14 protein-coding genes and 1 tRNA gene are annotated in these 20,650 nt (G+C 65.8%); 10 read left to right on the forward strand and 5 right to left on the reverse strand.

Translation table 11 applies throughout. The features are described from left to right. Positions 1-304: 304 nt before the first annotated feature. Both LPW26_RS03200 and LPW26_RS03205 read right to left on the reverse strand, forming a co-directional pair. Positions 305-712, reverse strand: coding sequence for a hypothetical protein (locus LPW26_RS03200; RefSeq protein ID WP_238732826.1), 408 nt, complete (start codon positions 710-712; stop codon positions 305-307). 498 nt (positions 713-1,210) lie between these two features. Then, positions 1,211-1,287: transfer RNA gene (locus tag LPW26_RS03205), tRNA-Arg, on the reverse strand. Between the two features lie 330 nt (positions 1,288-1,617). Here LPW26_RS03205 and LPW26_RS03210 point away from each other — a divergent pair. Genes LPW26_RS03210 through LPW26_RS03235 form a run of 6 tightly spaced genes read left to right on the forward strand, consistent with a single transcriptional unit; the run spans position 1,618 to position 12,806 of the window. After that, the gene (locus LPW26_RS03210; RefSeq protein ID WP_238732827.1) at positions 1,618-6,831 is read left to right on the forward strand and encodes an alpha-2-macroglobulin family protein; all 5,214 of its coding nucleotides are present in this window, start codon (positions 1,618-1,620) and stop codon (positions 6,829-6,831) included. After that, positions 6,828-9,017, forward strand: coding sequence for a penicillin-binding protein 1C (gene pbpC, locus LPW26_RS03215; RefSeq protein ID WP_406676899.1), 2,190 nt, complete (start codon positions 6,828-6,830; stop codon positions 9,015-9,017). Before LPW26_RS03210 ends, pbpC begins: the two co-directional genes overlap by 4 nt. Before the next feature lie 51 nt (positions 9,018-9,068). After that, a complete protein-coding gene (locus LPW26_RS03220; RefSeq protein WP_238732828.1) occupies positions 9,069-10,811 on the forward strand; it encodes an ArnT family glycosyltransferase in 1,743 nt (580 codons plus the stop codon). 1 nt (position 10,812) lies between these two features. Further along, positions 10,813-11,655, forward strand: coding sequence for a phosphatase PAP2 family protein (locus LPW26_RS03225; RefSeq protein ID WP_238732829.1), 843 nt, complete (start codon positions 10,813-10,815; stop codon positions 11,653-11,655). Positions 11,656-11,715: 60 nt separating this feature from the next. Next, positions 11,716-12,468: a glycosyltransferase family 2 protein gene (locus tag LPW26_RS03230; RefSeq protein WP_238732830.1), complete on the forward strand. Its 753-nt coding sequence runs from the start codon at positions 11,716-11,718 to the stop codon at positions 12,466-12,468. Further along, positions 12,468-12,806, forward strand: coding sequence for a lipid-A-disaccharide synthase N-terminal domain-containing protein (locus LPW26_RS03235; RefSeq protein ID WP_238732831.1), 339 nt, complete (start codon positions 12,468-12,470; stop codon positions 12,804-12,806). Before LPW26_RS03230 ends, LPW26_RS03235 begins: the two co-directional genes overlap by 1 nt. A gap of 163 nt (positions 12,807-12,969) precedes the next feature. Here LPW26_RS03235 and metC read toward each other — a convergent pair whose 3' ends face one another. Next, positions 12,970-14,166 (reverse strand): cystathionine beta-lyase, encoded by a 1,197-nt coding sequence (gene metC / locus LPW26_RS03240; RefSeq protein ID WP_238732832.1) that lies wholly within the window; start codon positions 14,164-14,166, stop codon positions 12,970-12,972. Positions 14,167-14,498: 332 nt separating this feature from the next. On the opposite strand from metC, the gene LPW26_RS03245 reads away from it, so the two are divergent. From LPW26_RS03245 to LPW26_RS03260, 4 genes are read left to right on the forward strand one after another with little or no spacing between them, the layout of a single operon-like run. Next, positions 14,499-15,512, forward strand: coding sequence for an amino acid ABC transporter substrate-binding protein (locus LPW26_RS03245; protein WP_238732833.1), 1,014 nt, complete (start codon positions 14,499-14,501; stop codon positions 15,510-15,512). A gap of 16 nt (positions 15,513-15,528) precedes the next feature. Then, positions 15,529-16,734: an amino acid ABC transporter permease gene (locus LPW26_RS03250; RefSeq protein ID WP_238732834.1), complete on the forward strand. Its 1,206-nt coding sequence runs from the start codon at positions 15,529-15,531 to the stop codon at positions 16,732-16,734. Further along, positions 16,731-18,239: an amino acid ABC transporter permease gene (locus tag LPW26_RS03255; RefSeq protein ID WP_238732835.1), complete on the forward strand. Its 1,509-nt coding sequence runs from the start codon at positions 16,731-16,733 to the stop codon at positions 18,237-18,239. The genes LPW26_RS03250 and LPW26_RS03255 overlap by 4 nt, the downstream gene beginning before the upstream one ends. A 13-nt stretch (positions 18,240-18,252) precedes the next feature. Next, positions 18,253-18,993 carry an amino acid ABC transporter ATP-binding protein gene (locus tag LPW26_RS03260; protein WP_249785015.1) on the forward strand — a complete coding sequence of 247 codons (741 nt, stop codon included), beginning with the start codon at positions 18,253-18,255 and terminating at the stop codon, positions 18,991-18,993. Positions 18,994-19,030: 37 nt separating this feature from the next. On the opposite strand, the gene LPW26_RS03265 is transcribed toward LPW26_RS03260, so the two are convergent. Together LPW26_RS03265 and LPW26_RS03270 are read right to left on the reverse strand one after the other, a co-directional pair. Continuing rightward, the gene (locus tag LPW26_RS03265) at positions 19,031-19,306 is read right to left on the reverse strand and encodes a hypothetical protein (RefSeq protein ID WP_238732836.1); all 276 of its coding nucleotides are present in this window, start codon (positions 19,304-19,306) and stop codon (positions 19,031-19,033) included. Positions 19,307-19,612: 306 nt separating this feature from the next. Continuing rightward, on the reverse strand, positions 19,613-20,650 hold the full coding sequence (locus LPW26_RS03270) for a cysteine synthase A (RefSeq protein ID WP_238732882.1): 1,038 nt from the start codon (positions 20,648-20,650) through the stop codon (positions 19,613-19,615).

The following is a 20,650-nucleotide window of genomic DNA, read 5'->3' on the forward strand; positions in this document are numbered from 1 at the left end:
CTAGGGCATTCCACCTAACCGGCAACAGGTCGCGTACCCCTAGCCCGGTGCAGTATTAGATATGGCGACTATGGGTCCAAGACGACATCATTAGGGCAAGTGGAAGCACTTGGACATCAGTCTGGCACGTCCGAACCAGACGGTGAAAATTGATCAGCTGAGAATAGATCGCTGCGCCACGGTCATCAAGAAACTGTACGAGTGCGTCAGTTGTGGCTTCGATAAAGCGAAGGCACGTCAACTTCTAAAGCTATTCTAAGGTTCGTTGATAATGTTGGGCTGGGGTCGCATGTCATTACCGCAATCAAAGTCCGATCAGAGGCTTACCTGCTTGCCAAATCTTCTCCGCCAGTTCGTACGACGCCGCCAATTGCGCCGGTTCTGCAATCATCGATTTTAGGCGTGCGCGAAAGCCGGCTTTCGTGTCATCAGCGGAGCCCGCTTCGACGATTTCTTTGACTAGCCCCGTCGGTAGTCGGGTGTCATGAAAAAGGCCCTCGATCTTTGCGCCAAATACGTCTCCTAGGCGAATGGCATTTTCCGCACCATAGACCTTATTGAACGACATCGTTAAGCCGGTAATCGTGGCGCCCTCGGCGACTAACATTGGTCCGCCGATCGATGTGCTATTTATGATGGTGAAGTCGTGCATAATACTGCCAGGCGATACAAAAATAGCACCGCGCTGCTGCGGGAATTTGTTCTTGCTCATCTTTTATCTGCACCTTTCCAATTAGTAGTAGAGTGTAGCAAATGTGTTTTCCTTCGTGTGAGTGGAAATCAATCTACGAAGGGACTAAGCAGCGCAAGACTCAGCTGCGTGTCCTTGAACTTTAAGTTGTGATTATGCTTATACTCTTAGATTTGTGAAGTGCGGTGAAAGTACTGCGATCGGCGGTTCAGTTGGTATGGCGTATTTTGCTGCGGATTCAGCGGTATCTCGGTGGGCGCCCCCGTGATCAATTGGGCCAGGCGCCTGCGTGACTTGTCAGGAGAATGGCCGTGTTAGGAGAGGGGCCATCGCGGTCTGCTCGCCATCGCGTTCGCAAAGCGCCTATCCGGCAACTCGGGCGGCTTCTCGTTTAAAATGATTCAGCAAGCAGCGGAGGATTATCTTCGGCATCGATCGAGCCTGATCAACCGAGGAGGACTGAACTTGAGAAAAAATGGTAATTATGAATTCGTGCAACAGGAGCATGAGCACGGATACTGGCGATCCCAGCAGGATTCGAACCTGCAACCCGCGGAGTAGAAATCCGCTACTCTATCCAGTTGAGCTATGGGACCGTTGGGGGCTTTCTAGCACCGCGGATACAAAAAATCCGCCCCTGAGACAACATCTCCCATTGCCGTTTCCATCGCCGTCTCCGAAATCCCGGACCCATCCCCGAACCATTTGCCGCGCTGCCGCGTCCAACCGGGGCGGTGCGTTGTGTTCGGCGCCGCGGCACGCGAAGATGCGAATCTGATGGATTGGCGACCGACGTCTGAGTGTCACGGCCGCGCGCGCAGACCGGCACGCCGGGCGCGCCGTGGGCCGCGCCATCAGGGCGTCATTTTACAGGCATTTGCTTTCGTCTCGGAACGCGGCGCACGTCCGCGGCAGGGGAGTTCGACATGATCGGTTGGGTTCGCACCATTGCGCTGTGCACGGCGCTGGCGCTCGGCAGCGCCTCCGCCTTCGCCGCCGACAAGGCTTTCAAGCGGGACGACCTGGCGGATTCGGCGATCAAGCTGGAAGCCCAGATCAAGAGCGAGGCGGGGGCGGTCGCCAGGCCGGCGGCGAGCCTGAGGGCCGATGCCGATGCCGCGTTGCGGCGCGGGGATTACCGCAGCGGGCTGCAGATCATGGGCCAGATCGCGGCGGTCGATCCGGCCGACGGCAGCAACTGGCTGCGGCTCGCCAAGGCCGTGTTCCAGATCAAGGCACCAACCAGTTCCGAACAGACGTTCCTGCTCGAGCGGGCCTCGACCGCCGCCTACATCGCCTATCAGCGCGCCGGCAATGCCGGCGAGGAGGCCGACGCGCTCGCGGTGCTCGGCCGTTCGCTGGCGGACCGCCGGCTGTGGCGTCCGGCGCTCGATACGCTGCGGCTGTCGCTCGACCTGCGCGAGGTCGCGGACGTCCGCGGCCGCTACGAGAAGCTGCGCGATGATCACGGCTTCCGTCTGCTCGACTACACCGTGGATTCTGACTCGGCGTCGCCGCGGGCCTGCTTCCAGTTTTCCGAAGACCTCGCCAAGCGCACCGACTTCGCGCCGTATCTGGCGCTGGCCGGCACCGACAAGCCGGCGCTGACCTCGGAAGACAAGCAGCTCTGCGTCGAGGGGCTCAAGCACGGCGAGCGCTACAACATCAATCTGCGCGCCGGCCTGCCGTCGACCGTCAAGGAGACGCTGCCGAAATCGGCCGAGTTCAACATCTACGTCCGCGACCGCAAGCCGCTAGTGCGCTTCACCGGCCGCGCCTATGTGCTGCCGCGCACCGGCCAGCGCGGCATCCCGCTGGTCAGCGTCAACACCCCGACGGTCGCCGTGCAGGTGTTCCGGATCGGCGACCGCAACCTGATCAACACCGTGGTCGACAGCGACTTCCAGCGTACGCTGAGCCGCTACCAGCTCGACGATCTCGGCAGCCAGCGCGGCGCCAAGGTGTGGTCGGGCGAGCTCGACACCGCGCCGGCGGCGCTCAATGCCGACGTGACGACGGCCTTCGCGGTCGACCAGGTGCTCGGCGATCTGCAGCCCGGCGTCTATGTGATGACGGCGGCGCCGAAGGGGCCGGTCGCCAATTCGGACGACGACGGCCAGCTCGCAACGCAGTGGTTTATCGTCTCCGATCTCGGCGTCACCGCGTTCTCCGGCAATGACGGCATCCACGTCTTCGTCAATTCGCTGGCCTCGACCGATCCGGTCGGCAAGGCCGAGGTCCGGCTGATCGCCCGCAACAACGAAATCCTCGCCACCCGCAAAACCGACGACAGCGGCCATGTGCTGTTCGAGGCCGGGCTGGCGCGCGGCGAGGGCGGCATGTCGCCGGCGCTGCTGACGGTGACCGGCGAGAAGGCCGACTACGCCTTCCTCAGCCTGAAAACGAGCGCGTTCGATCTGTCCGACCGCGGCGTCTCCGGCCGCGCGGTGCCGGCCGGGGCCGACGCCTTCGTTTATGCCGAGCGCGGCGTCTATCGCTCCGGCGAGACCGTGCATCTCACCGCGCTGCTGCGCGATGGCCAGGGCAATGCACTGGTCGGCGGACCGATGACGCTGGTGGTCGAGCGGCCGGACGGTGTCGAATACCGCCGCGCCGTGCTGTCCGACCAGGGCAGCGGCGGCCGCAGCCTCGACGTGGCGCTGAACTCGGCGGTGCCGACCGGCACCTGGCGGGTCCGCGCCTTCACCGATCCGAAGGGCGCCAGCATCGGCGACACCACCTTCATGGTCGAGGACTACGTCCCCGACCGGATCGAATTCGATATCTCCACCAAGGACAAGCAGATCAAAGCTGATGCTCCTGTGGAACTTAAGGTCGACGGCCGCTTCCTGTACGGCGCGCCGGCCTCCGGCCTCGCGCTGGAAGGCGACCTGCTGGTCGCGCCGGCCGATGGCCGCCCGGGCTATGCCGGCTATCAGTTCGGCGTCGCCGACGAGGAGACCACCAGCAACGAGCGCACGCCGCTCGAGAACCTGCCGGAAGCCGACGACAACGGCAGTGCGACCTTCCCGTTGATCCTGCCGAAGCCGCCGTCCTCGACGCGGCCGCAGGAGGCGCAGATCTTCATCCGGATGCGCGAGGCCGGCGGCCGTGCGGTCGAGCGCAAGCTGGTGCTGCCAATCGCGCCGTCCTCCCCGATGATCGGCGTCAAGCCGCTGTTCACCGAGAAGAACGTCGCCGAGGGCGACAACGCCAAGTTCGAAGTCGCCTTCGTGGCCCCGGACGGCACCGCGCTGGCGCGCTCCGGCCTGCGCTACGAACTGCTCAAGATCGAGTCGCATTATCAGTGGTACCGGCAGAACTCGTCCTGGGACTACGAGCCGGTGAAGTCGACCAAGCGCGTCGCCGACGGTGACGTGGCGGTGGCGCCCGGCAAGCCCGGCCAACTGTCGTTCCAGACCGAGAGCGGCCGCTATCGTCTCGACGTCAAGACCGCTGATGCCGACGGCCCGATCACCTCGGTGCAGTTCGATGTCGGCTGGTATTCGGACGGTTCGGCCGACACGCCGGACCTGCTGGAGACCTCGGTCGACAAGCCCGAATACGCCTCCGGCGACACCATGACGGTGACCGTCAACGCGCGGACCGCGGGGCTCTTGACCGTCAACGTGCTCGGTGATCGTCTGCTGACCACGCAGTCGGTGGCGGTGAAGCAGGGCTCGTCGCAGGTCAAGCTGCCGGTCGGCAAGGACTGGGGCACCGGCGCCTATGTGGTGACGACGCTGCGCCGGCCGCTCGACACGGCGGCGCAACGCATGCCCGGCCGCGCCATCGGCGTGCAGTGGGTGTCGATCGACAAGAAGGCTCGCACGCTCGCGGTGACGCTGTCGCCGCCGGCGCTGGTACGGCCGTCGACCACGATGAAGCTCCCGGTCAAGCTCGGCGGGCTCGCGCCCGGCGAGGACGCCAAGATCGTGGTCGCCGCGGTCGACGTCGGCATCCTGAACCTCACCGGCTACAAGCCGCCGGCGCCGGACGACTACTATCTCGGCCAGCGCCGCATGACCTCCGAGCTTCGCGACCTCTACGGCCAATTGATCGACGGCATGCAGGGCACCCGCGGCCAGATCCGGTCGGGCGGCGACTCCGCCGGCGCCGAGCTGCAGGGCAGCCCGCCCACGCAGAAGCCTCTGGCGCTGTACTCCGGCATCGTCACCGTCGGTGCGGACGGCAGTGCCGAGATCAGCTTCGACATTCCGGACTTCGCCGGCACCGCGCGGGTGATGGCGGTGGCGTGGACCGCCACCAAGGTCGGCCGCGCGAATGTCGACGTCACGGTCCGCGACCCGGTGGTGCTGACCACGACGCTGCCGCGTTTCCTGCGCAACGGCGATCGCGGCACCATGGCGTTCGACCTCGACAATGTCGAAGGCGCGCCGGGCGACTTCACCATCAAGGTGACCGCGACCGGTCCAGTGAAGCTGTCGGGGCCGGCTTCGACCACGATGAAGCTTGCCGCCAAGCAGCGCGGCTCGGCGCAGCTGGCGATCGATGCCGGAGGCGCCGGCACCGCGGCGCTCGACGTGGCGATCAGCGGTCCGAATGGTCTGGCGCTGGCGCGGCACTACGCGCTCGACGTCCGGCCGGCCAACCAGACGCTGGCGCGGCGTTCGATCCGGACCCTCGCTAAGCAGGAGAGCCTGACGCTGACGGCGGACATGTTCTCCGACCTGGTGCCGGGCACGGGTGGCGTGTCGCTGTCGGTCAGCCAGTCGACCGCGCTCGACGCTGCGACGATCCTCAAGGCGCTCGATCGCTATCCGTTCGGCTGCTCCGAGCAGATCGCCAGCCGCGCGCTGCCGCTGCTTTACGTCAACGATCTCGCCGCCGGCGCGCATCTGGCGATGGACACGGCGGCGGACGAGCGGATCAGGACGTCGATCGACCGACTGCTGGCCCGTCAGGGTTCGAACGGCTCCTTCGGGCTGTGGTCGACCGGCGGCGACGACGCCTGGCTCGACGCCTATGTCACCGACTTCCTGACCCGGGCGCGCGAGAAGAACTTCGTCGTGCCCGACGTAGCCTTCCGCAGCGCGCTCGACCGCATCCGCAACGCGGTGGTCAACGCCGAGGAGCCGGAAAAGGACGGCGGCCGCAACCTCGCCTACGGGCTGTATGTGCTGGCCCGCAACGGCGCGGCTCCGATCGGCGACCTGCGCTATCTCGCCGACACCAAGCTCGACAAGCTGGCGACGCCGATCGCCAAGTCGCAGCTCGCGGCGGCGCTGGCGCTGGTCGGCGACCGTACCCGCGCCGAGCGGGTCTATGCGGCAGCGGCTGGCGACCTCGCGCCGAAGCCGGTGATCCAGTTCGGCCGCGTCGACTACGGCTCGGCGCTGCGCGACGCCGCCGCGCTGGTGTCGCTCGCCAGCGAAGGCAACGCCCCGAAGGCGACACTGACGACCGCCGTGCAGCGCGTCGAAGCTGCGCGCGGCCTGACGCCCTACACCTCGACGCAAGAGAATGCGTGGCTGGTGCTGGCGGCACGGGCGCTCGCCAAGGAGCCGATCAGCCTTGATCTCAACGGCAGTGCGATCAAGACCGCGCTGTATCGTAGCTACAAGGCCGACGAGGTTCGGGCCGAGCCGGTCAGGATCGCCAATGCCGGCGATGCGCCGGTGCAGGCGGTGGTGACGGTCAGTGGTTCGCCGGTGACGCCGGAGCCGGCTGCCAGCAACGGCTTCAAGATCGAGCGTGCTTACTTCACGCTCGCCGGCGAGCCGGCCGACATCACCAAGGCGAAGCAGAACGATCGCTTCGCGGTGGTGCTGACGATCACCGAAGCCAAGCCGGAGTTCGCGCATGTGATGGTGGCGGACTATCTGCCCGCCGGCCTCGAGATCGACAATCCGCATCTGGTGTCGTCCGGGGACGCCGGCACGCTGGACTGGATCCAGAACGGCCAAGAGCCGGTCAACACCGAATTCCGGGATGACCGCTTCACCGCCGCGCTCGACCGCAAGGCCGAAGACAAGGCGGTGTTCACCGTCGCCTATGTGGTCCGCGCGGTCTCGCCCGGCAAATATGTGCTGCCGCAAGCGGTCGTCGAGGACATGTACAACCCGTCCCGCTACGGCCGCACCAACACCGGAACCGTCGAGGTGCGGGCGGCGAAATGAGCCAAGAAGGCACCACACCGCCTCCGTCATTGCGAGCGCAGCGAAGCAATCCAGCGCCGCGCGCGCGGCGTGGATTGCTTCGTCGCTTCGCTCCTCGCAATGACGGGTGGAAAGGGTGGTGGTGGATCAAGACGACCGCAATCGTTTCGGCCGTCCTGATCATTGCTGCGATCGGCGGCCTCGCGGCCTATGTCGCTTCGCTCGGGCCGCTGCCGCTCGACGAGGCGCGGAAGACGTCGGTCACGGTGGTCGATCGCCACGGCAAGCTGCTGCGCGCCTATGCGATGGCGGATGGGCGGTGGCGGCTGCCGGTCGATGCGACCACCGGCGTCGATCCGCGCTACCTGCAGCAACTGCTCGCCTATGAGGACAAGCGGTTCTGGTCGCATCACGGCGTCGATCCGCTCGCGGTCGGGCGCGCCGCGCTGCAGCTCGTCACCCGCGGGCACATTGTGTCGGGCGGCTCGACCATCACCATGCAGCTGGCGCGGCTGATGGAGCCGCGGCGCGAGCGCTCGCTGACCGCGAAGCTGCACCAGATGGTGCGCGCGGTCGAACTGGAACGCCGGCTCAGCAAGCAGCAGATCCTCGACCTGTATCTGGCGCTCGCGCCCTATGGCGGCAATCTCGAAGGCATTCGCGCGGCCTCGATTGCGTATTTCGGCAAGGAGCCGAAGCGGCTGTCGCTGTCCGAATCCGCGCTGCTGGTGGCGCTGCCGCAATCGCCGGAGACGCGTCGGCTCGATCGTCATCCCGAAGCCGCGCAGGCGGCGCGCAACCGCGTGCTGGCCCGGATGGTCGAGGACGGCGTGGTCAGCGCCGAGGATGCCGCGCAGGCGAGGGCGGTGCCGGTGCATCGCCAGCGCAAGCCGATGCCGATCCTGGCGCCGCATTCCGCCGATCAGGCGACCTCAGCGGTGAAGGACACGCCGCTGATCCGGCTGACGCTCGACTCCGGCATCCAGCGCGCGCTGGAGTCGCTGGCGCGCGACCGGGCGCTCGCGCTCGGCCCGGACATCTCGATCGGCATCCTGGCTGTGGACAACGAGACCGGCGATGTGCTCGCCCATGTCGGCTCGGCGGACTATTTCGACGACCGCCGCGCCGGGCAGGTCGACATGACCCGCGCGGTGCGCTCACCCGGCTCGACGCTGAAGCCGTTCATCTACGGGCTCGCCTTCGAGGACGGCTTCGTTCATCCGGAAAGCCTGATCGACGACCGGCCGGTGAGGTTCGGCGCCTACGCGCCTGAGAATTTCGACATGACGTTCCAGGGCACCGTCACAGTGCGCAAGGCGTTGCAATTGTCCCTGAACGTGCCGGCGATCGAACTGCTCGACCGTGTCGGCTCGAGCCGGCTGGCGTCGCGGCTGAAACAGGCCGGTGCCGGGCTGGTGTTGCCGAAGGACGAAGCGCCCGGCCTGGCCATGGGCCTCGGCGGCGTCGGCATCCGGCTGGCCGACCTGGTGCAGCTCTACAGCGGCGTCGCGCGCCTCGGCGAGGTCGTGCCGCTCCGGGAAATCGCCAGCTATTCCAAAGCGGAACGCGAGACTCTGCGTCTGATGGATAAAGTCGCGGCCTGGCAGGTCGGCAACGTTCTGCTCGGCACGCCGCCGCCCGAGAACGCCGCGCGCAACCAGATCGCGTTCAAGACCGGAACCTCTTACGGCTACCGCGACGCCTGGTCGGTCGGGTTCGACGGCAAGATCACGATCGGCGTCTGGGTGGGCCGGCCCGATGGGGCACCGGTGCCGGGCCTGATTGGCCGTGTCGCCGCCGCGCCGGTGCTGTTCGACGCCTTCGCCCGCACCGGGCAGTTGCGAGCGCCGCTAGCGAAGCCGCCGCGCGGCGCGCTGATGGCCAGCAATGCCCAGCTGCCTCTGCCGCTGCGCCGCTTCCGCGCTGCGGGAGATCTCGTCCGCACCGGCAGCGAGCAGGCGCTGCGGATCCAGTTTCCGCTGAACGGCTCGCGGATCGATGCGATCAGCCAGGCTTCGACCGGGGCGCTGCCCGTCAAGGTCGCGGGCGGTGTGCTGCCGATGACCGTAATGGTCAACGGCATCGCGGCCGGCGAGATCGATGGCCGACGCCAGCGGCTGGTCGCGCCGCCGGGCCCGGGCTTCGTCCGCGTCACCGTGATGGACGCGGTCGGCGCTGCAGACACAGTCGTTGTGAGAATCCAGTAGCAGCCCGGCCAAGTGGTTGTCCGGGTGTCGGTTTCAGCGTATGCGAAGCCGATGATTCAGTCCTCCGCATCACCCCGCTTCGGCGCCCCGCGCGAGCCTAAAGCAACCATGGACCCCGGTCGCGGGCTCGTGGCCGTGCTGGATTTCGTCTCGGTCAGCCATCTGCGTGCGGTGGCGTTTCTGGCGCTGGTCGGGTTGGTATTCTTCCTGCCGGGCTTCTTCAACATCCCGCCGATCGACCGCGACGAAGCTCGTTTCGCGCAGGCGACCAAGCAGATGGTCGAGAGCGGCGACTTCATCGATATCCGGTTCCAGGACGAGGTTCGCTACAAGAAACCGGTCGGCATCTATTGGCTGCAGGCGGCAGTCGTCGACGGCGCATCGAAGCTCGGCCTGCCGCGCGCCGAAGTCCGGATCTGGCTGTACCGCGTGCCGTCGATGCTGGGCGCGATCGGCGCCGTGCTGATGACCTATTGGGCCGCGCTTGCTTTTGTCGGCAGGCGAGGAGCCGTGGTCGCCGGCCTGTTGCTGTGTAGTTGCATTCTACTCGGGGTCGAAGCGCGGCTGGCCAAGACCGACGCGTTCCTTCTGTTCACCGTCACCGCCGCGATGGGCGCGATGGCGCATGTCTATCTCGCCTGGCAGCGCGGCGACGATCGTTCCACATCCTGGTTCACACCCGCGATCTTCTGGACCGCGCTCGCGGCGGGCATCCTGTTGAAGGGCCCGCTGATCTTGATGTTCATCGCCCTGACGGTGATCCCGCTGGCGATTATCGATCGCTCGGCGGCATGGCTGTGGCGGCTGAAGCCGTTGATCGGCGTTCCGTGGCTGCTGCTGCTGGTGCTGCCGTGGTTCATCGCCATCTTCCTGCGCGCCGGCGACACTTTCTTCGCCGACTCCGTCGGCGGCGACATGCTGAGCAAGATTGCCAGCCCGAAAGAGTCGCACGGCGCGCCGCCCGGCATGTACTTCCTGCTGTTCTGGGTGACGTTCTGGCCCGGCGCGCCGCTTGCTGCGATGGCGGCGCCGGCGGTGTGGCGGGCGCGGCGCGAGCCGGGCGCGCAGTTCCTGCTGGCCTGGCTGATCCCGTCCTGGATTGTGTTCGAGATCGTCATCACCAAGCTGCCGCACTACGTGCTGCCGCTGTATCCGGCGATCGCCATCATGACCGCCGGTGCCATCGAGCGCAGCGTGCTGTCGCGGTCCTGGCTCGCCAAGGGCGCGGCGTGGTGGTTCGCGATCCCGGTCCTGCTGCTGTCGCTGGCGATCGTCGGCGCGATCATTCTGACGCGGCAGCCGGTGTTCCTGGCGTGGCCTTTCATCGCGGCCTCGCTGATCTTCGGGCTGTTCGCCTGGCGGCTGTTCGACGAGAACCGCGCCGAGGCGTCGCTGCTGAATGCGGTGCTGGCCTCGCTGTTTCTGATGACGGCGACGCTCGGCGTCGTGGTGCCGAAGCTGCGACCAGTGTTTCCCAGCGTCGAGATCGCCGGGGCGCTGCGCAAGGTGGTGTGCGTCGGTCCGAAGGCGGCCGCGGTCGGCTATCACGAGCCCAGCCTGGTGTTCATGGTCGGCACCGATACGCTGCTGACCGACGGATCGGGCGCCGCCGACTTCCTGCTCGGCGGCAGCTGCCGGTTCGCGCTGATCGAGGCGCGTAGCGAACGCGCCTTCGCGGCCCGCGCCGAGGCGATCGGGCTGCGCTACAACGTGGCGCTGCGCATCGACGGCTACAACTTCTCGCAGGGCAAGCCGGTTTCGATCGCGATCTTCCGGTCGGAAGGCACGCAGTAAGATGAAGCCAGATGATCGCGCCGGGACGCGCAGCTATCCCGCCGAACTCGCGACGTTGATCGGCCAGTCGCTGGCACGGCTGGTGCGCGAGCCGAGCCATTCGCTGCGGGCCGAAGCGGGGCGACGCTGGGCGCGGGCGACGTTGCTGATCTCGGCCGTGCTGGCCGTCGCGGTCGTGATCCTGATGGTCTTGATCGACGCCTATGAGATCAACCTGATGCCGGCGCGCGGCACCGCCAGCCTGTGGCCACTTCGAATTCTGACCGATTTAGGCAAGTCGTCCTATGTGCTGTGGACGCTGATCGCGCTGCTGGTGATCGTCGCGCTGCTGCTGCCGTTGGTGAAGGGCGTATCGCGGGTGGTGTTGATCGGCGTCGGCACGCGGATCCAGTTCGTGTTTCTGGCTGTCCTGGTGCCGGTCTGCGCCGGTGAGGTGCTGAAGGGCGTTATCGGACGCGGCCGGCCGTTCGTGGGCGGCGACGCCAACCCGTTCAACTTCTCGACCTTCGCCTGGAGCGAAGCCTATGCCAGCCTGCCGTCGGGGCACGCCATCACTGCGTTTGCGCTGGCATTCGCGATCGGCGCGCTGTTTCCCCGGTTGCGGGTGCTGATGCTGGCCTATGCGGTCATCATCGCGCTGACCCGGCTGGTGCTGCTCGCCCATCACGCCAGCGACGTCGTCGCCGGCGCCATGGTCGGAACGATCGGCGCCATGACGGTGCGCTATTGGTTCGCCGCCCGCCGGCTGGGTTTCACGATCCGCCGTGACGGCACCATCGAACCGCTGCCCGGACCGTCCTGGGACCGCCTCAAAGGGGTTGCCCAGCGTCACCGGGCCCCATAAGAAGCGGTCGCGCCTAGCGCCGGCCGCGAGTTCCCGTCGGCCCCCGGATTGTTCCGAACCATGCCTGAAATCCTGCCCAAATCCGGCGCGGCGCCGGCGGTGTCGATCGTGGTGCCGGTGCGCAACGAGGCCGACAATGTCGCGCCGCTGATTACCGAGATCGCCGCCGCGCTCGACGGCCGCTGGGACTATGAAATCGTCTACGTCGACGATGGCTCGACCGACGCGACGCCGCAACGGCTGACGGACCTGCGCAGCCAGTGCCCCAATCTGCGCCAGATACGGCACGCCAAATCCTGCGGCCAGTCCGCCGCGGTTCGTACCGGCGTCCGCGCCGCGCGCGGCGTGATCGTCGCGACGCTGGACGGCGACGGACAGAACAATCCGGCCTTCATTCCGGATCTGATCCGGGCGATCGAGCAGGGCGGCGAACGCGTCGGGCTGGCCGCCGGTCAGCGCGTCGGCCGCAAGGACACCGGCTTCAAGAAGCTGCAATCGAAGGTCGCCAACAAGGTGCGCGGCGCCATCCTGAAGGATGGAACCCGCGACTCCGGCTGCGGATTGAAGGCGTTCCGCCGCGACGTGTTCTTGGCGCTGCCGTATTTCGATGGCTTGCATCGTTTCCTGCCGGCGCTCGTCCGCCGCGAGGGCTACGACGTCGCCTATGTCGACGTCGCCGACCGGCCGCGGCTGTCGGGCGTTTCGAACTACGGCTTCTTCGATCGGCTGTGGGTCGGGCTGCTGGATCTCGCCGGCGTTTGGTGGCTGATCCGCCGCAAGAAGGCCGTATCGGCCGCGACCGAGGTGATTTGATGCTGATTTCTTACGGCCAGGCGCTCGGCGACTACATGTACGACGTGTTCGTCGCCAAGTTCGATTTCTGGCTCGCTTTCGGCCTGGTGGCGCAGCTGCTGTTCACCGCGCGCTTCCTGGTGCAGTGGATCTCCAGCGAGCGTGCCGGAAAGAGCGTGGTGCCGATGGCGTTCTGGTTCTTCTCGATGGGCGGCGGGCTGATGACGCTGGTCTACGGCATCGCCAAGCGCGAGCCGGTGATCATCCTCGGCCAGGCGATGGCCACGGTGATCTACATCCGCAACATCATGCTGATCATCAAGAACCACTCGCGTGGCTCGGAGAGTCTGCCGAACTGAGCGCTTGGGGCGCAGGCTCTCTCGACGCGGCTCACCTCCCGGATCAAGCACAAACTCTCAACGCCATTGCGAGCGGAGCGAAGCAATCCAGAGCGGCGTGCACTGCGCTGGATTGCTTCGCTTCGCTCGCAATGGCGGAGCGGATACGAAGTGGCTCGTCAGGTCACCGCGCCGCGTTGAACGCCGCGAAGCCGCGCTCCAGATCGGCCTTGAGATCGTCGGTGCTTTCCAGCCCGATATGCAGCCGCAGCGTCGGGCCGCCGGGATTCCATTTGGTCGCGCTGCGATAGGTGGCGCAATCGAACGGGATCACCAGGCTCTCGAAGCCACCCCACGAATAGCCCATGCCGAACAGCCGGACTGTGTCGAGTAGGGCGTCGACGGCTTTCTGCGGCGCGGGTTGCAGCACGATCGAGAACAGGCTGGAGGCGCCGGTGAAGTCGCGCTTCCAGATCGCGTGGCCCGGATCGCTTTCCAGCGCGGGATGCAGCACGCGTTGAACTTCCGGCCGCTGATCCAGCCAGCGCGCCATCTCCAGCCCGGACTGCTGATGCTGTGCCAGCCGGACCGCGAGCGTGCGCAGGCCGCGCAGTGCCAGGAATACATCGTCCGGGCCCGCGCAGACGCCGAGCTGGCGAATGCCTTCGGCGATCATCGGCCACGCCGCCTTGTTGGCCGCGATGGTGCCGAACATGATGTCGGAATGGCCGCCGATATATTTGGTGCCGGCCTGTATCGAAATGTCGACGCCTTGCTCCAGCGAGCGATGATACAGCGGCGTCGCCCAGGTGTTGTCGTCGATCACCAGCGCGCCGCGCGCATGCGCCACTGCGGCGATCGCCGGAATATCGGTCATCTCGAATGACTGCGACCCCGGAGCCTCGACCATCACGGCGGCGGTGTTTGGCCGGAACAAGCCGTCGACGCCGGCGCCGAGCAGCGGATCGAAATAGGTCGTCTCGATGCCGAAACGCTTCAGCGTCTGCTCGCAGAATAGCCGGGTCGGCCGATACGAGTTGTCGCACACAAGAAGATGATCGCCGGCTTTCAACACCGCGAGCAGGGCGGTCGAAATCGCCGATACGCCCGATGGCGTCAGCCCGACGCCGGCGCATTGCGGGCCCTCCAGCGTCATCAGCGCCTGCTGCAGCGCCTGGGTGGTCGGCGTGCCGTGACGGCCATACGAGAATTCGCCCCGATGGGCGTGCAGATCGTCCGCAGTCGGGTACAGCACCGTAGAGCCGCGTACCACCGGCGGATTGACGAAGCCCTTCTGTGCCCTGGTATCGCGCCCCGAGGTGACCAGCAGGGTCTGTGTGCTGAGGGGCGACGTGGTCTCGCCGTGATCCGAAGAATCCATAACAGGCTCGCTGATGAGGGGCCGCCGCCGAATCTGCGCGGGATCGGCGCCGCGGCGGCGGGACGATATGTCTAATAGCAGCCTTGGGAACATGGCCGTCAACCCCTTGACCCGGCGCGCAACTCGTTCTGTGATGCAAACAACGCTGATCTGGACGCCGTGCGGAGGGACTCGCGCCGATGTCGACCTCGGGTTCATCCCGGACGGAGCCGCAGCGATGGTCCAGTGGACGTGAAGCGCCGATCCAACGGCAGCTCCGCCGCAGGACGCAACAAGCCAACATCCCATCAGTGCCGACTGACGCGGCAGGTCATCCCTTGAAAGGTTCTTTCATGAAACGCGTATCCCTTGTCGCCCTCGCTTTCGCCGCCTGCTTCGCGGCCCAGAGCGCGGATGCGCAGACCCTCAAGACCGTCAAGGACCGTGGTTTGCTGTCCTGCGGCGTCAGTCAGGGGCTGCCGGGATTCTCGTCGCCCGACGACAAAGGCAACTGGACCGGTCTCGACGTCGACCTGTGCCGCGCCGTCGCGGCGGCGGTGTTCGACGATCCGACCAAAGTGAAGTTCGTGCCGCTGTCGGCCAAGGATCGTTTCACCGCCCTGCAGTCCGGCGAGATCGACGTGCTGTCGCGCAACACCACCTGGACGCTGTCGCGAGACACCTCGCTCGGCGTCAACTTCGTCGGGGTGAGCTATTACGACGGCCAGGGCTTCCTGGTGAAGAAGGCCCTCAAGGTCAACTCCGCGCTGGAACTCAACAGCGCCTCGATCTGCGTGCAGACCGGCACCACCAACGAACAGAACGTTGCCGATTACTTTAAGGGCAACAACATGAAGTACGAGGTGATCGCGTTCGCCAATGCGGACGAGGCCATCAAGGCCTACGAATCCGGCCGCTGCGACGTGTTCACCTCCGATGTCTCCCAGCTCTATGCGATGCGGCTGAAGCTCACGACACCGCCCGACCACGTCGTGCTGCCGGAAGTCATCTCCAAGGAGCCGCTCGGCCCGCTGGTTCGCCACGGTGACGATCAGTGGTTCGATATCGTCAAATGGACGCTGTTCGCGATGATCAATGCCGAGGAGCTCGGCATCACCCAGTCCAACGTCACCGAGCAGGCCAAATCCGACAAGCCGGAGCTGAAGCGGGTGTTCGGCACTGACGGGAACCTCGGCGAACAGCTCGGCCTCACCAAGGACTGGGTCGCCCGCATCATCAAGGCGACCGGCAATTACGGCGAATCCTTCGAGCGTAATGTCGGCGCGGGCTCGAAGCTGGAGATCGCCCGCGGCCTGAACAAGCCTTGGAACAAGGGCGGCATCATGTACGCGCCGCCGATCCGCTGACGCGCGGATCGCAGCCGTGGCGATCGAGCCTCGACGACCGCCGGCGCAGCTCGCCGCCAAACTGCGACACGCGCTCGGCGGACGATCCGGGTGGAAAGGGCTGATCGCCCAGCTGCTGTTCGTCGCGGCGCTGTGCTGGATCGGCTATGCGATCGTCGACAATGCGCGCGACAACCTCGCCAACCAGCGCATCGCCTCGGGCTTCGGCTTCATGTCGCAGACCGCCGGCTTCGGTGTCAGCCAGACGCTGATCCCGTATTCGGAATCCGACAGCTACACGCGGGTGTTTCTGGTCGGCCTGGCGAATACGCTGCTGGTGTCGGTGGTCGGCATTTTCTTCGCCACCGTGCTGGGGTTTATGGTGGCGCTCGGCCGGCTGTCGCCGAACTGGCTGATCTCGCGGATCGCCGGCGGCTATGTCGAGCTGATCCGCAACCTGCCGCTGCTGTTCCAGATCCTGTTCTGGTATCTCGCCGTGCTCGGCGCGCTGCCCGGTCCACGCCAGAGCGTGTCGGTGCTGGACAGCGTGTTCCTGTCCAATCGCGGCATTGTCGTGCCGCGCCCGGTCGGCGAAGCCGGGCTCGACGGCTTTCTGATCGCGCTGCTGATCGGCATCGTGGTCGCAATCGTCCTGCCGATTTATGCGCGGCGGCGGCTATTTTCGACCGGCAAGCCGATGACGGTGTGGCCGTGGATCGTGGGTGCGCTGGTCGGCCTGCCATTGGTCTCAATGCTGATCTTCGGCAGGCCTTTCGGCTTTGAGATCCCGGTGCTGAAGGGCTTCAATTTTGCCGGCGGCTCGCGGCTGGCGCCGGAATTCGTCGCACTGACGCTGGCGCTGGCGACCTACACGGCGGCCTTCATCGCTGAAATCGTGCGCGCCGGCATCCTGTCGGTGCACAAGGGCCAGATGGAAGCGGGGGCCTCACTCGGCCTTACGCGCGGCGCGACGCTGCGGCTGATCGTGATCCCACAGGCGATGCGCGTGATCCTGCCGCCGCTGACCAATCAGTATCTCAACCTGACCAAGAACTCGTCGCTCGCCGTGGCGATCGGCTATCCGGATCTGTTCTCGGTGTTCGCCGGCACCACGCTGAGCCAGACCGGGCAGGCGATCGAGGTGATCGCCATCACCATGAGCGTCTATCTGGTGATCTCGCTGATCACCAGCGGACTGATGAGCCTGTACAGTTGGCGGATCAACCGGAGCATGGGCGCATGAGCGAGCTCGGTTCGATGACGCCTGCGTTCGTGCGCGATCAGGAAGTGCAGGCGCGTCCCGCGCCGGTGCGCACCACCGGCTTCGTCGCGCTGGTGCGAGCGCGGCTGTTCAGTTCGCCGACCAACATCGTCCTGACGCTGATCGGCGTGCTGCTGCTGTATTTCATCGTCGTGCCGCTGCTGAAATTCATGCTGGTCGATGCGGTGTGGACCGGCAGCAATCGCACCGCGTGCCTCGCCGAGACGCTGCAGCGCGACGTCGGCGCCTGCTGGCCGTTCGTGCAGGCGAAATTCTCGCAATTCGTCTACGGCTTCTATCCGCAACCGGAGCGTTGGCGCGTCGATCTGACCTTCGCAATCGCCGCGCTGTTGCTTCTGCCGCTGCTGATCCCGCGCGCGCCGGCGAAGACGCTGAACGCCGGGCTGTTCTTTGTCGCATTCCCGGTCGTCGCGTTCTTCCTGCTGCACGGCGGCGGGGTGAACGGCTTCGCCGTCACCTGGACCGCCGATCTGCTGTCGGGCCTGATCGGCAACCTCACTGAGGCCGGCGACAAGCTCGCGCGCGGCGGCGCAGTCGCGGTGACGATCGGCAAGCCGGTGTTGTGGCTGGCGACCGCATTGTCCTGGCTGATCGCGCCGCTGATCTGGCTGCGCGACTGGATCGCCGCGACCGGCCAACCGGTGTGGATCGATCTCGGCCTCACGGCGGTGGTTACGCTGGTGTTGGTGTTCTTGCTCAGCGGCGGCCTACGCAACGGCGTGCGGCCGCTGGTCGTCGTGGCGGGGCTGTTCGTCGGCATCGCGTTGGTGATCGCATTGTTCCGGCTCGATCGCGGCGGGCTGCCGATCGTCGGCACGCGGCAATGGGGCGGCCTGCTGATTACGTTGGTCGTTTCCGTCACCGGCATCGTCGGGTCGATGCCGATCGGCATCGCGCTGGCGCTCGGGCGGCGTTCGTCGATCCCGCTGATCCGCGTGTTCTCGGTCGCTTTCATCGAGTTCTGGCGCGGCGTGCCGCTGATCACCGTGCTGTTCTTCGCCACCTACATGCTGCCGCTGTTCCTGCCCGGCAATTTCACCGTCGACGGGCTGGTGCGCGTGCTGATCGGCATCGCGCTGTTCGCCGGCGCCTACAATGCCGAAGTCATTCGCGGCGGTCTTAACGCGATTCCGCGCGGGCAGGCGGAGGCCGCCAACGCGCTTGGGCTGTCGTATTGGAAGACGACGGGGTTGATCGTATTGCCGCAGGCGCTGCGCCACGTCATCCCCGGCCTCGTCAACAGCTTCATCGCGTTGTTCAAGGACACCTCGCTGGTGTCGATCGTCGCGCTGTTCGACTTGCTCGGCCAGCTCCGCGCCGCTTTCGCCGATCCGAACTGGTCGACGCCGACCACGCTGTTCACCGGCTTCGCCTTCACCGGGCTGGTGTACTTCGTGTTCTGCTTCGGCATGTCGCGCTACTCGCTGTTCGTCGAGCATCGGCTCAATGCGCACCGGCGCACCTGACAGAGGAACTTCAATGGCCGAGAAACCGATCGTCTCGATCGCGGGTCTGAACAAGTGGTACGGGGATTTCCACGTACTGCGCGACATCAGCCTCGACGTCGGCCGCGGCGAACGCATCGTGATCTGCGGTCCGTCGGGCTCGGGCAAGTCGACGCTGATCCGCTGCATCAACGCGCTCGAGGAATTTCAGGAAGGCGAGATCGTGGTCGATGGCATCGACCTCGGCCCGAGCCTGAAGCACGTCGACGACATCCGCCGCGAAGTCGGCATGGTGTTCCAGAGCTTCAATCTGTTTCCGCATCTCACCGTGCTGGAGAACTGCACGCTTGCGCCGATCTGGGTGCGCAACATCCCCAAGAAGGACGCCGAAGCCACCGCGATGAAGTTCCTGGAGCGGGTGCGGATTCCCGACAAGGCGGACAAGTATCCGGGTCAGATCTCCGGCGGCCAGCAGCAGCGCGTCGCGATCGCCCGCGCGCTGTCGATGAATCCGAAGGTGATGCTGTTCGACGAACCGACCTCGGCGCTCGATCCGGAGATGGTGAAGGAAGTGCTCGACACCATGGTCGACCTCGCCGAAGAGGGCATGACCATGCTGGTCGTCACCCACGAAATGGGTTTTGCCCGCGAGGTCGCCAACCGCGTCGTGTTCATGGACGCCGGGCAGATCATCGAGGCCAACGAGCCGGAAGAATTTTTCGCCCATCCGCAGCATGCGCGGACGAAGTTGTTCCTGAGTCAGATTTTGCGGTGACGCCGAACAGTTGCGAGCGGCCCGAGCCGCCGGCCCGTCAGATCGCGGTGGAGGCCGACGAGTAGCGCTTCAAACGTTTGCTATCGATCGCCGAGAACTGCCCGAACACTTTTCTCACGCGATCGGCTGGCGTGACATCGGCGAAGTCGATCGGCTGCCGGGCGCCATTCAATGCCGTGCGAGGCGCGTACAGGGCGCTGTTGTAGATGGCGTCGTTGAACCGCGGCGGGCCTTCGCCGAACACCGCATCGACGATCACCAGCAGCGCCAGCAAGGCCGGTCCGACCGAGACGAAGTATCTGAAGACGGGCATCACGCGCTCCTTGTTGGGACAAGGAAACGTCGGCAGCGATGAAGGCTGGGTTGATGGCGCGGCTGGTGTTTCGAACGCGGTTCGCGTTCAGTTAACCTGATTTCGAGAATGCATCGCTTGCCGGCAATAATCGTGCATCGACGTCAAACTCGCCGCACTGCCGTTCGGCTGGTGCGTTGTAGCCCGGATGGAGCGGAGCGAAATCCGGGACGATGCGCGCGGTCTTGCACACGCTAGCGACCCGTTTACTCCGCCCGCCCTCGATTGCGCTTCGCTTCATCGAGGCTACGGGACGGGCTTTCCCGCTCACACCGTTTCGAACGGCACGTCGATCTTGCTCTTCGTTTCCATCCATTCCGGCACCGGCAGGTTTTTGCTGCGCATGAAGTCCGGGTTGAACAGCTTGGACTGATAGCGGCTGCCGTAGTCGCACAGGATGGTCACGATGGTATGGCCGGGGCCGAGGTCTTTGGCGAGGCGGATGGCGCCGGCGATGTTGATGCCGCTCGAGCCGCCGAGGCAGAGGCCTTCGTGTTCGAGCAGGTCGTAGACGATGGCGACGGCCTCGTTGTCCGGGATCTGGTAGGCGTCGTCGACGATCGCGCCGTCGAGATTGGCGGTGACGCGGCCCTGGCCGATTCCCTCGGTGATCGATGAGCCTTCCGACTTCAGCGCGCCGTGCTTGTAGTAGTTGTACAGCGCCGAGCCCATCGGGTCGGCCAGCACGGCGCGGATCCGCGGGTCGAACTGCTTCAATCCGATCGAGACGCCAGCGAGCGTGCCGCCGGACCCGACCGCGGCGACGAAGCCGTCGATCTTGCCGCCGGTCTGCTGCCAGATCTCCGGCGCCGTGGTGGCAATATGCGCCTGTCGGTTGGCGACGTTGTCGAACTGATTGGCCCAGATCGCGCCGTTCGGCTCTGCCTTGGCGAGTTGCTCGGCGAGGCGGCCGGACAGCTTCACGTAGTTGTTCGGATTGGCGTAGGCGACCGCCGGCACTTCGATCAGCTCGGCGCCGCACAGCCGCAGCATGTCCTTCTTTTCCTGGCTCTGCGTGTTCGGGATCACGATCACGGTGCGGAATCCGAGCGCGTTGGCGACCAGCGCGAGACCGATGCCGGTGTTGCCGGCGGTACCTTCGACCACCACGCCGCCCGGGCGCAGCGCGCCGCGCGCGACAGCGTCCTTGATGATGAACAGCGCCGCGCGGTCCTTCACCGATTGGCCGGGGTTCATGAATTCGGCCTTGCCGAGGATGGTGCAGCCGGTCGCTTCCGACGCGCGCTTCAGCTTGATGAGGGGCGTGTTGCCGATGGCGTCGACGACGTCGTTCTTGATGATCAT

The organism is Rhodopseudomonas infernalis (assembly GCF_022271405.1).
Lineage (GTDB): Bacteria > Pseudomonadota > Alphaproteobacteria > Rhizobiales > Xanthobacteraceae > Rhodopseudomonas > Rhodopseudomonas infernalis.

What these genes read in the sequence shown, in the direction of transcription:
- LPW26_RS03200 (WP_238732826.1), bottom strand. Translation starts at nt 712, where the DNA reads ATGAGCAAGAACAAATTCCCGCAGCAGCGCGGTGCTATTTTTGTATCG.
- LPW26_RS03210 (WP_238732827.1), top strand. Translation starts at nt 1,618, where the DNA reads ATGATCGGTTGGGTTCGCACCATTGCGCTGTGCACGGCGCTGGCGCTC.
- pbpC (WP_406676899.1), top strand. Translation starts at nt 6,828, where the DNA reads ATGAGCCAAGAAGGCACCACACCGCCTCCGTCATTGCGAGCGCAGCGA.
- LPW26_RS03220 (WP_238732828.1), top strand. Translation starts at nt 9,069, where the DNA reads ATGATTCAGTCCTCCGCATCACCCCGCTTCGGCGCCCCGCGCGAGCCT.
- LPW26_RS03225 (WP_238732829.1), top strand. Translation starts at nt 10,813, where the DNA reads ATGAAGCCAGATGATCGCGCCGGGACGCGCAGCTATCCCGCCGAACTC.
- LPW26_RS03230 (WP_238732830.1), top strand. Translation starts at nt 11,716, where the DNA reads ATGCCTGAAATCCTGCCCAAATCCGGCGCGGCGCCGGCGGTGTCGATC.
- LPW26_RS03235 (WP_238732831.1), top strand. Translation starts at nt 12,468, where the DNA reads ATGCTGATTTCTTACGGCCAGGCGCTCGGCGACTACATGTACGACGTG.
- metC (WP_238732832.1), bottom strand. Translation starts at nt 14,166, where the DNA reads ATGGATTCTTCGGATCACGGCGAGACCACGTCGCCCCTCAGCACACAG.
- LPW26_RS03245 (WP_238732833.1), top strand. Translation starts at nt 14,499, where the DNA reads ATGAAACGCGTATCCCTTGTCGCCCTCGCTTTCGCCGCCTGCTTCGCG.
- LPW26_RS03255 (WP_238732835.1), top strand. Translation starts at nt 16,731, where the DNA reads ATGAGCGAGCTCGGTTCGATGACGCCTGCGTTCGTGCGCGATCAGGAA.
- LPW26_RS03260 (WP_249785015.1), top strand. Translation starts at nt 18,253, where the DNA reads ATGGCCGAGAAACCGATCGTCTCGATCGCGGGTCTGAACAAGTGGTAC.
- LPW26_RS03265 (WP_238732836.1), bottom strand. Translation starts at nt 19,306, where the DNA reads ATGCCCGTCTTCAGATACTTCGTCTCGGTCGGACCGGCCTTGCTGGCG.
- LPW26_RS03270 (WP_238732882.1), bottom strand. Translation starts at nt 20,650, where the DNA reads ATGATCATCAAGAACGACGTCGTCGACGCCATCGGCAACACGCCCCTC.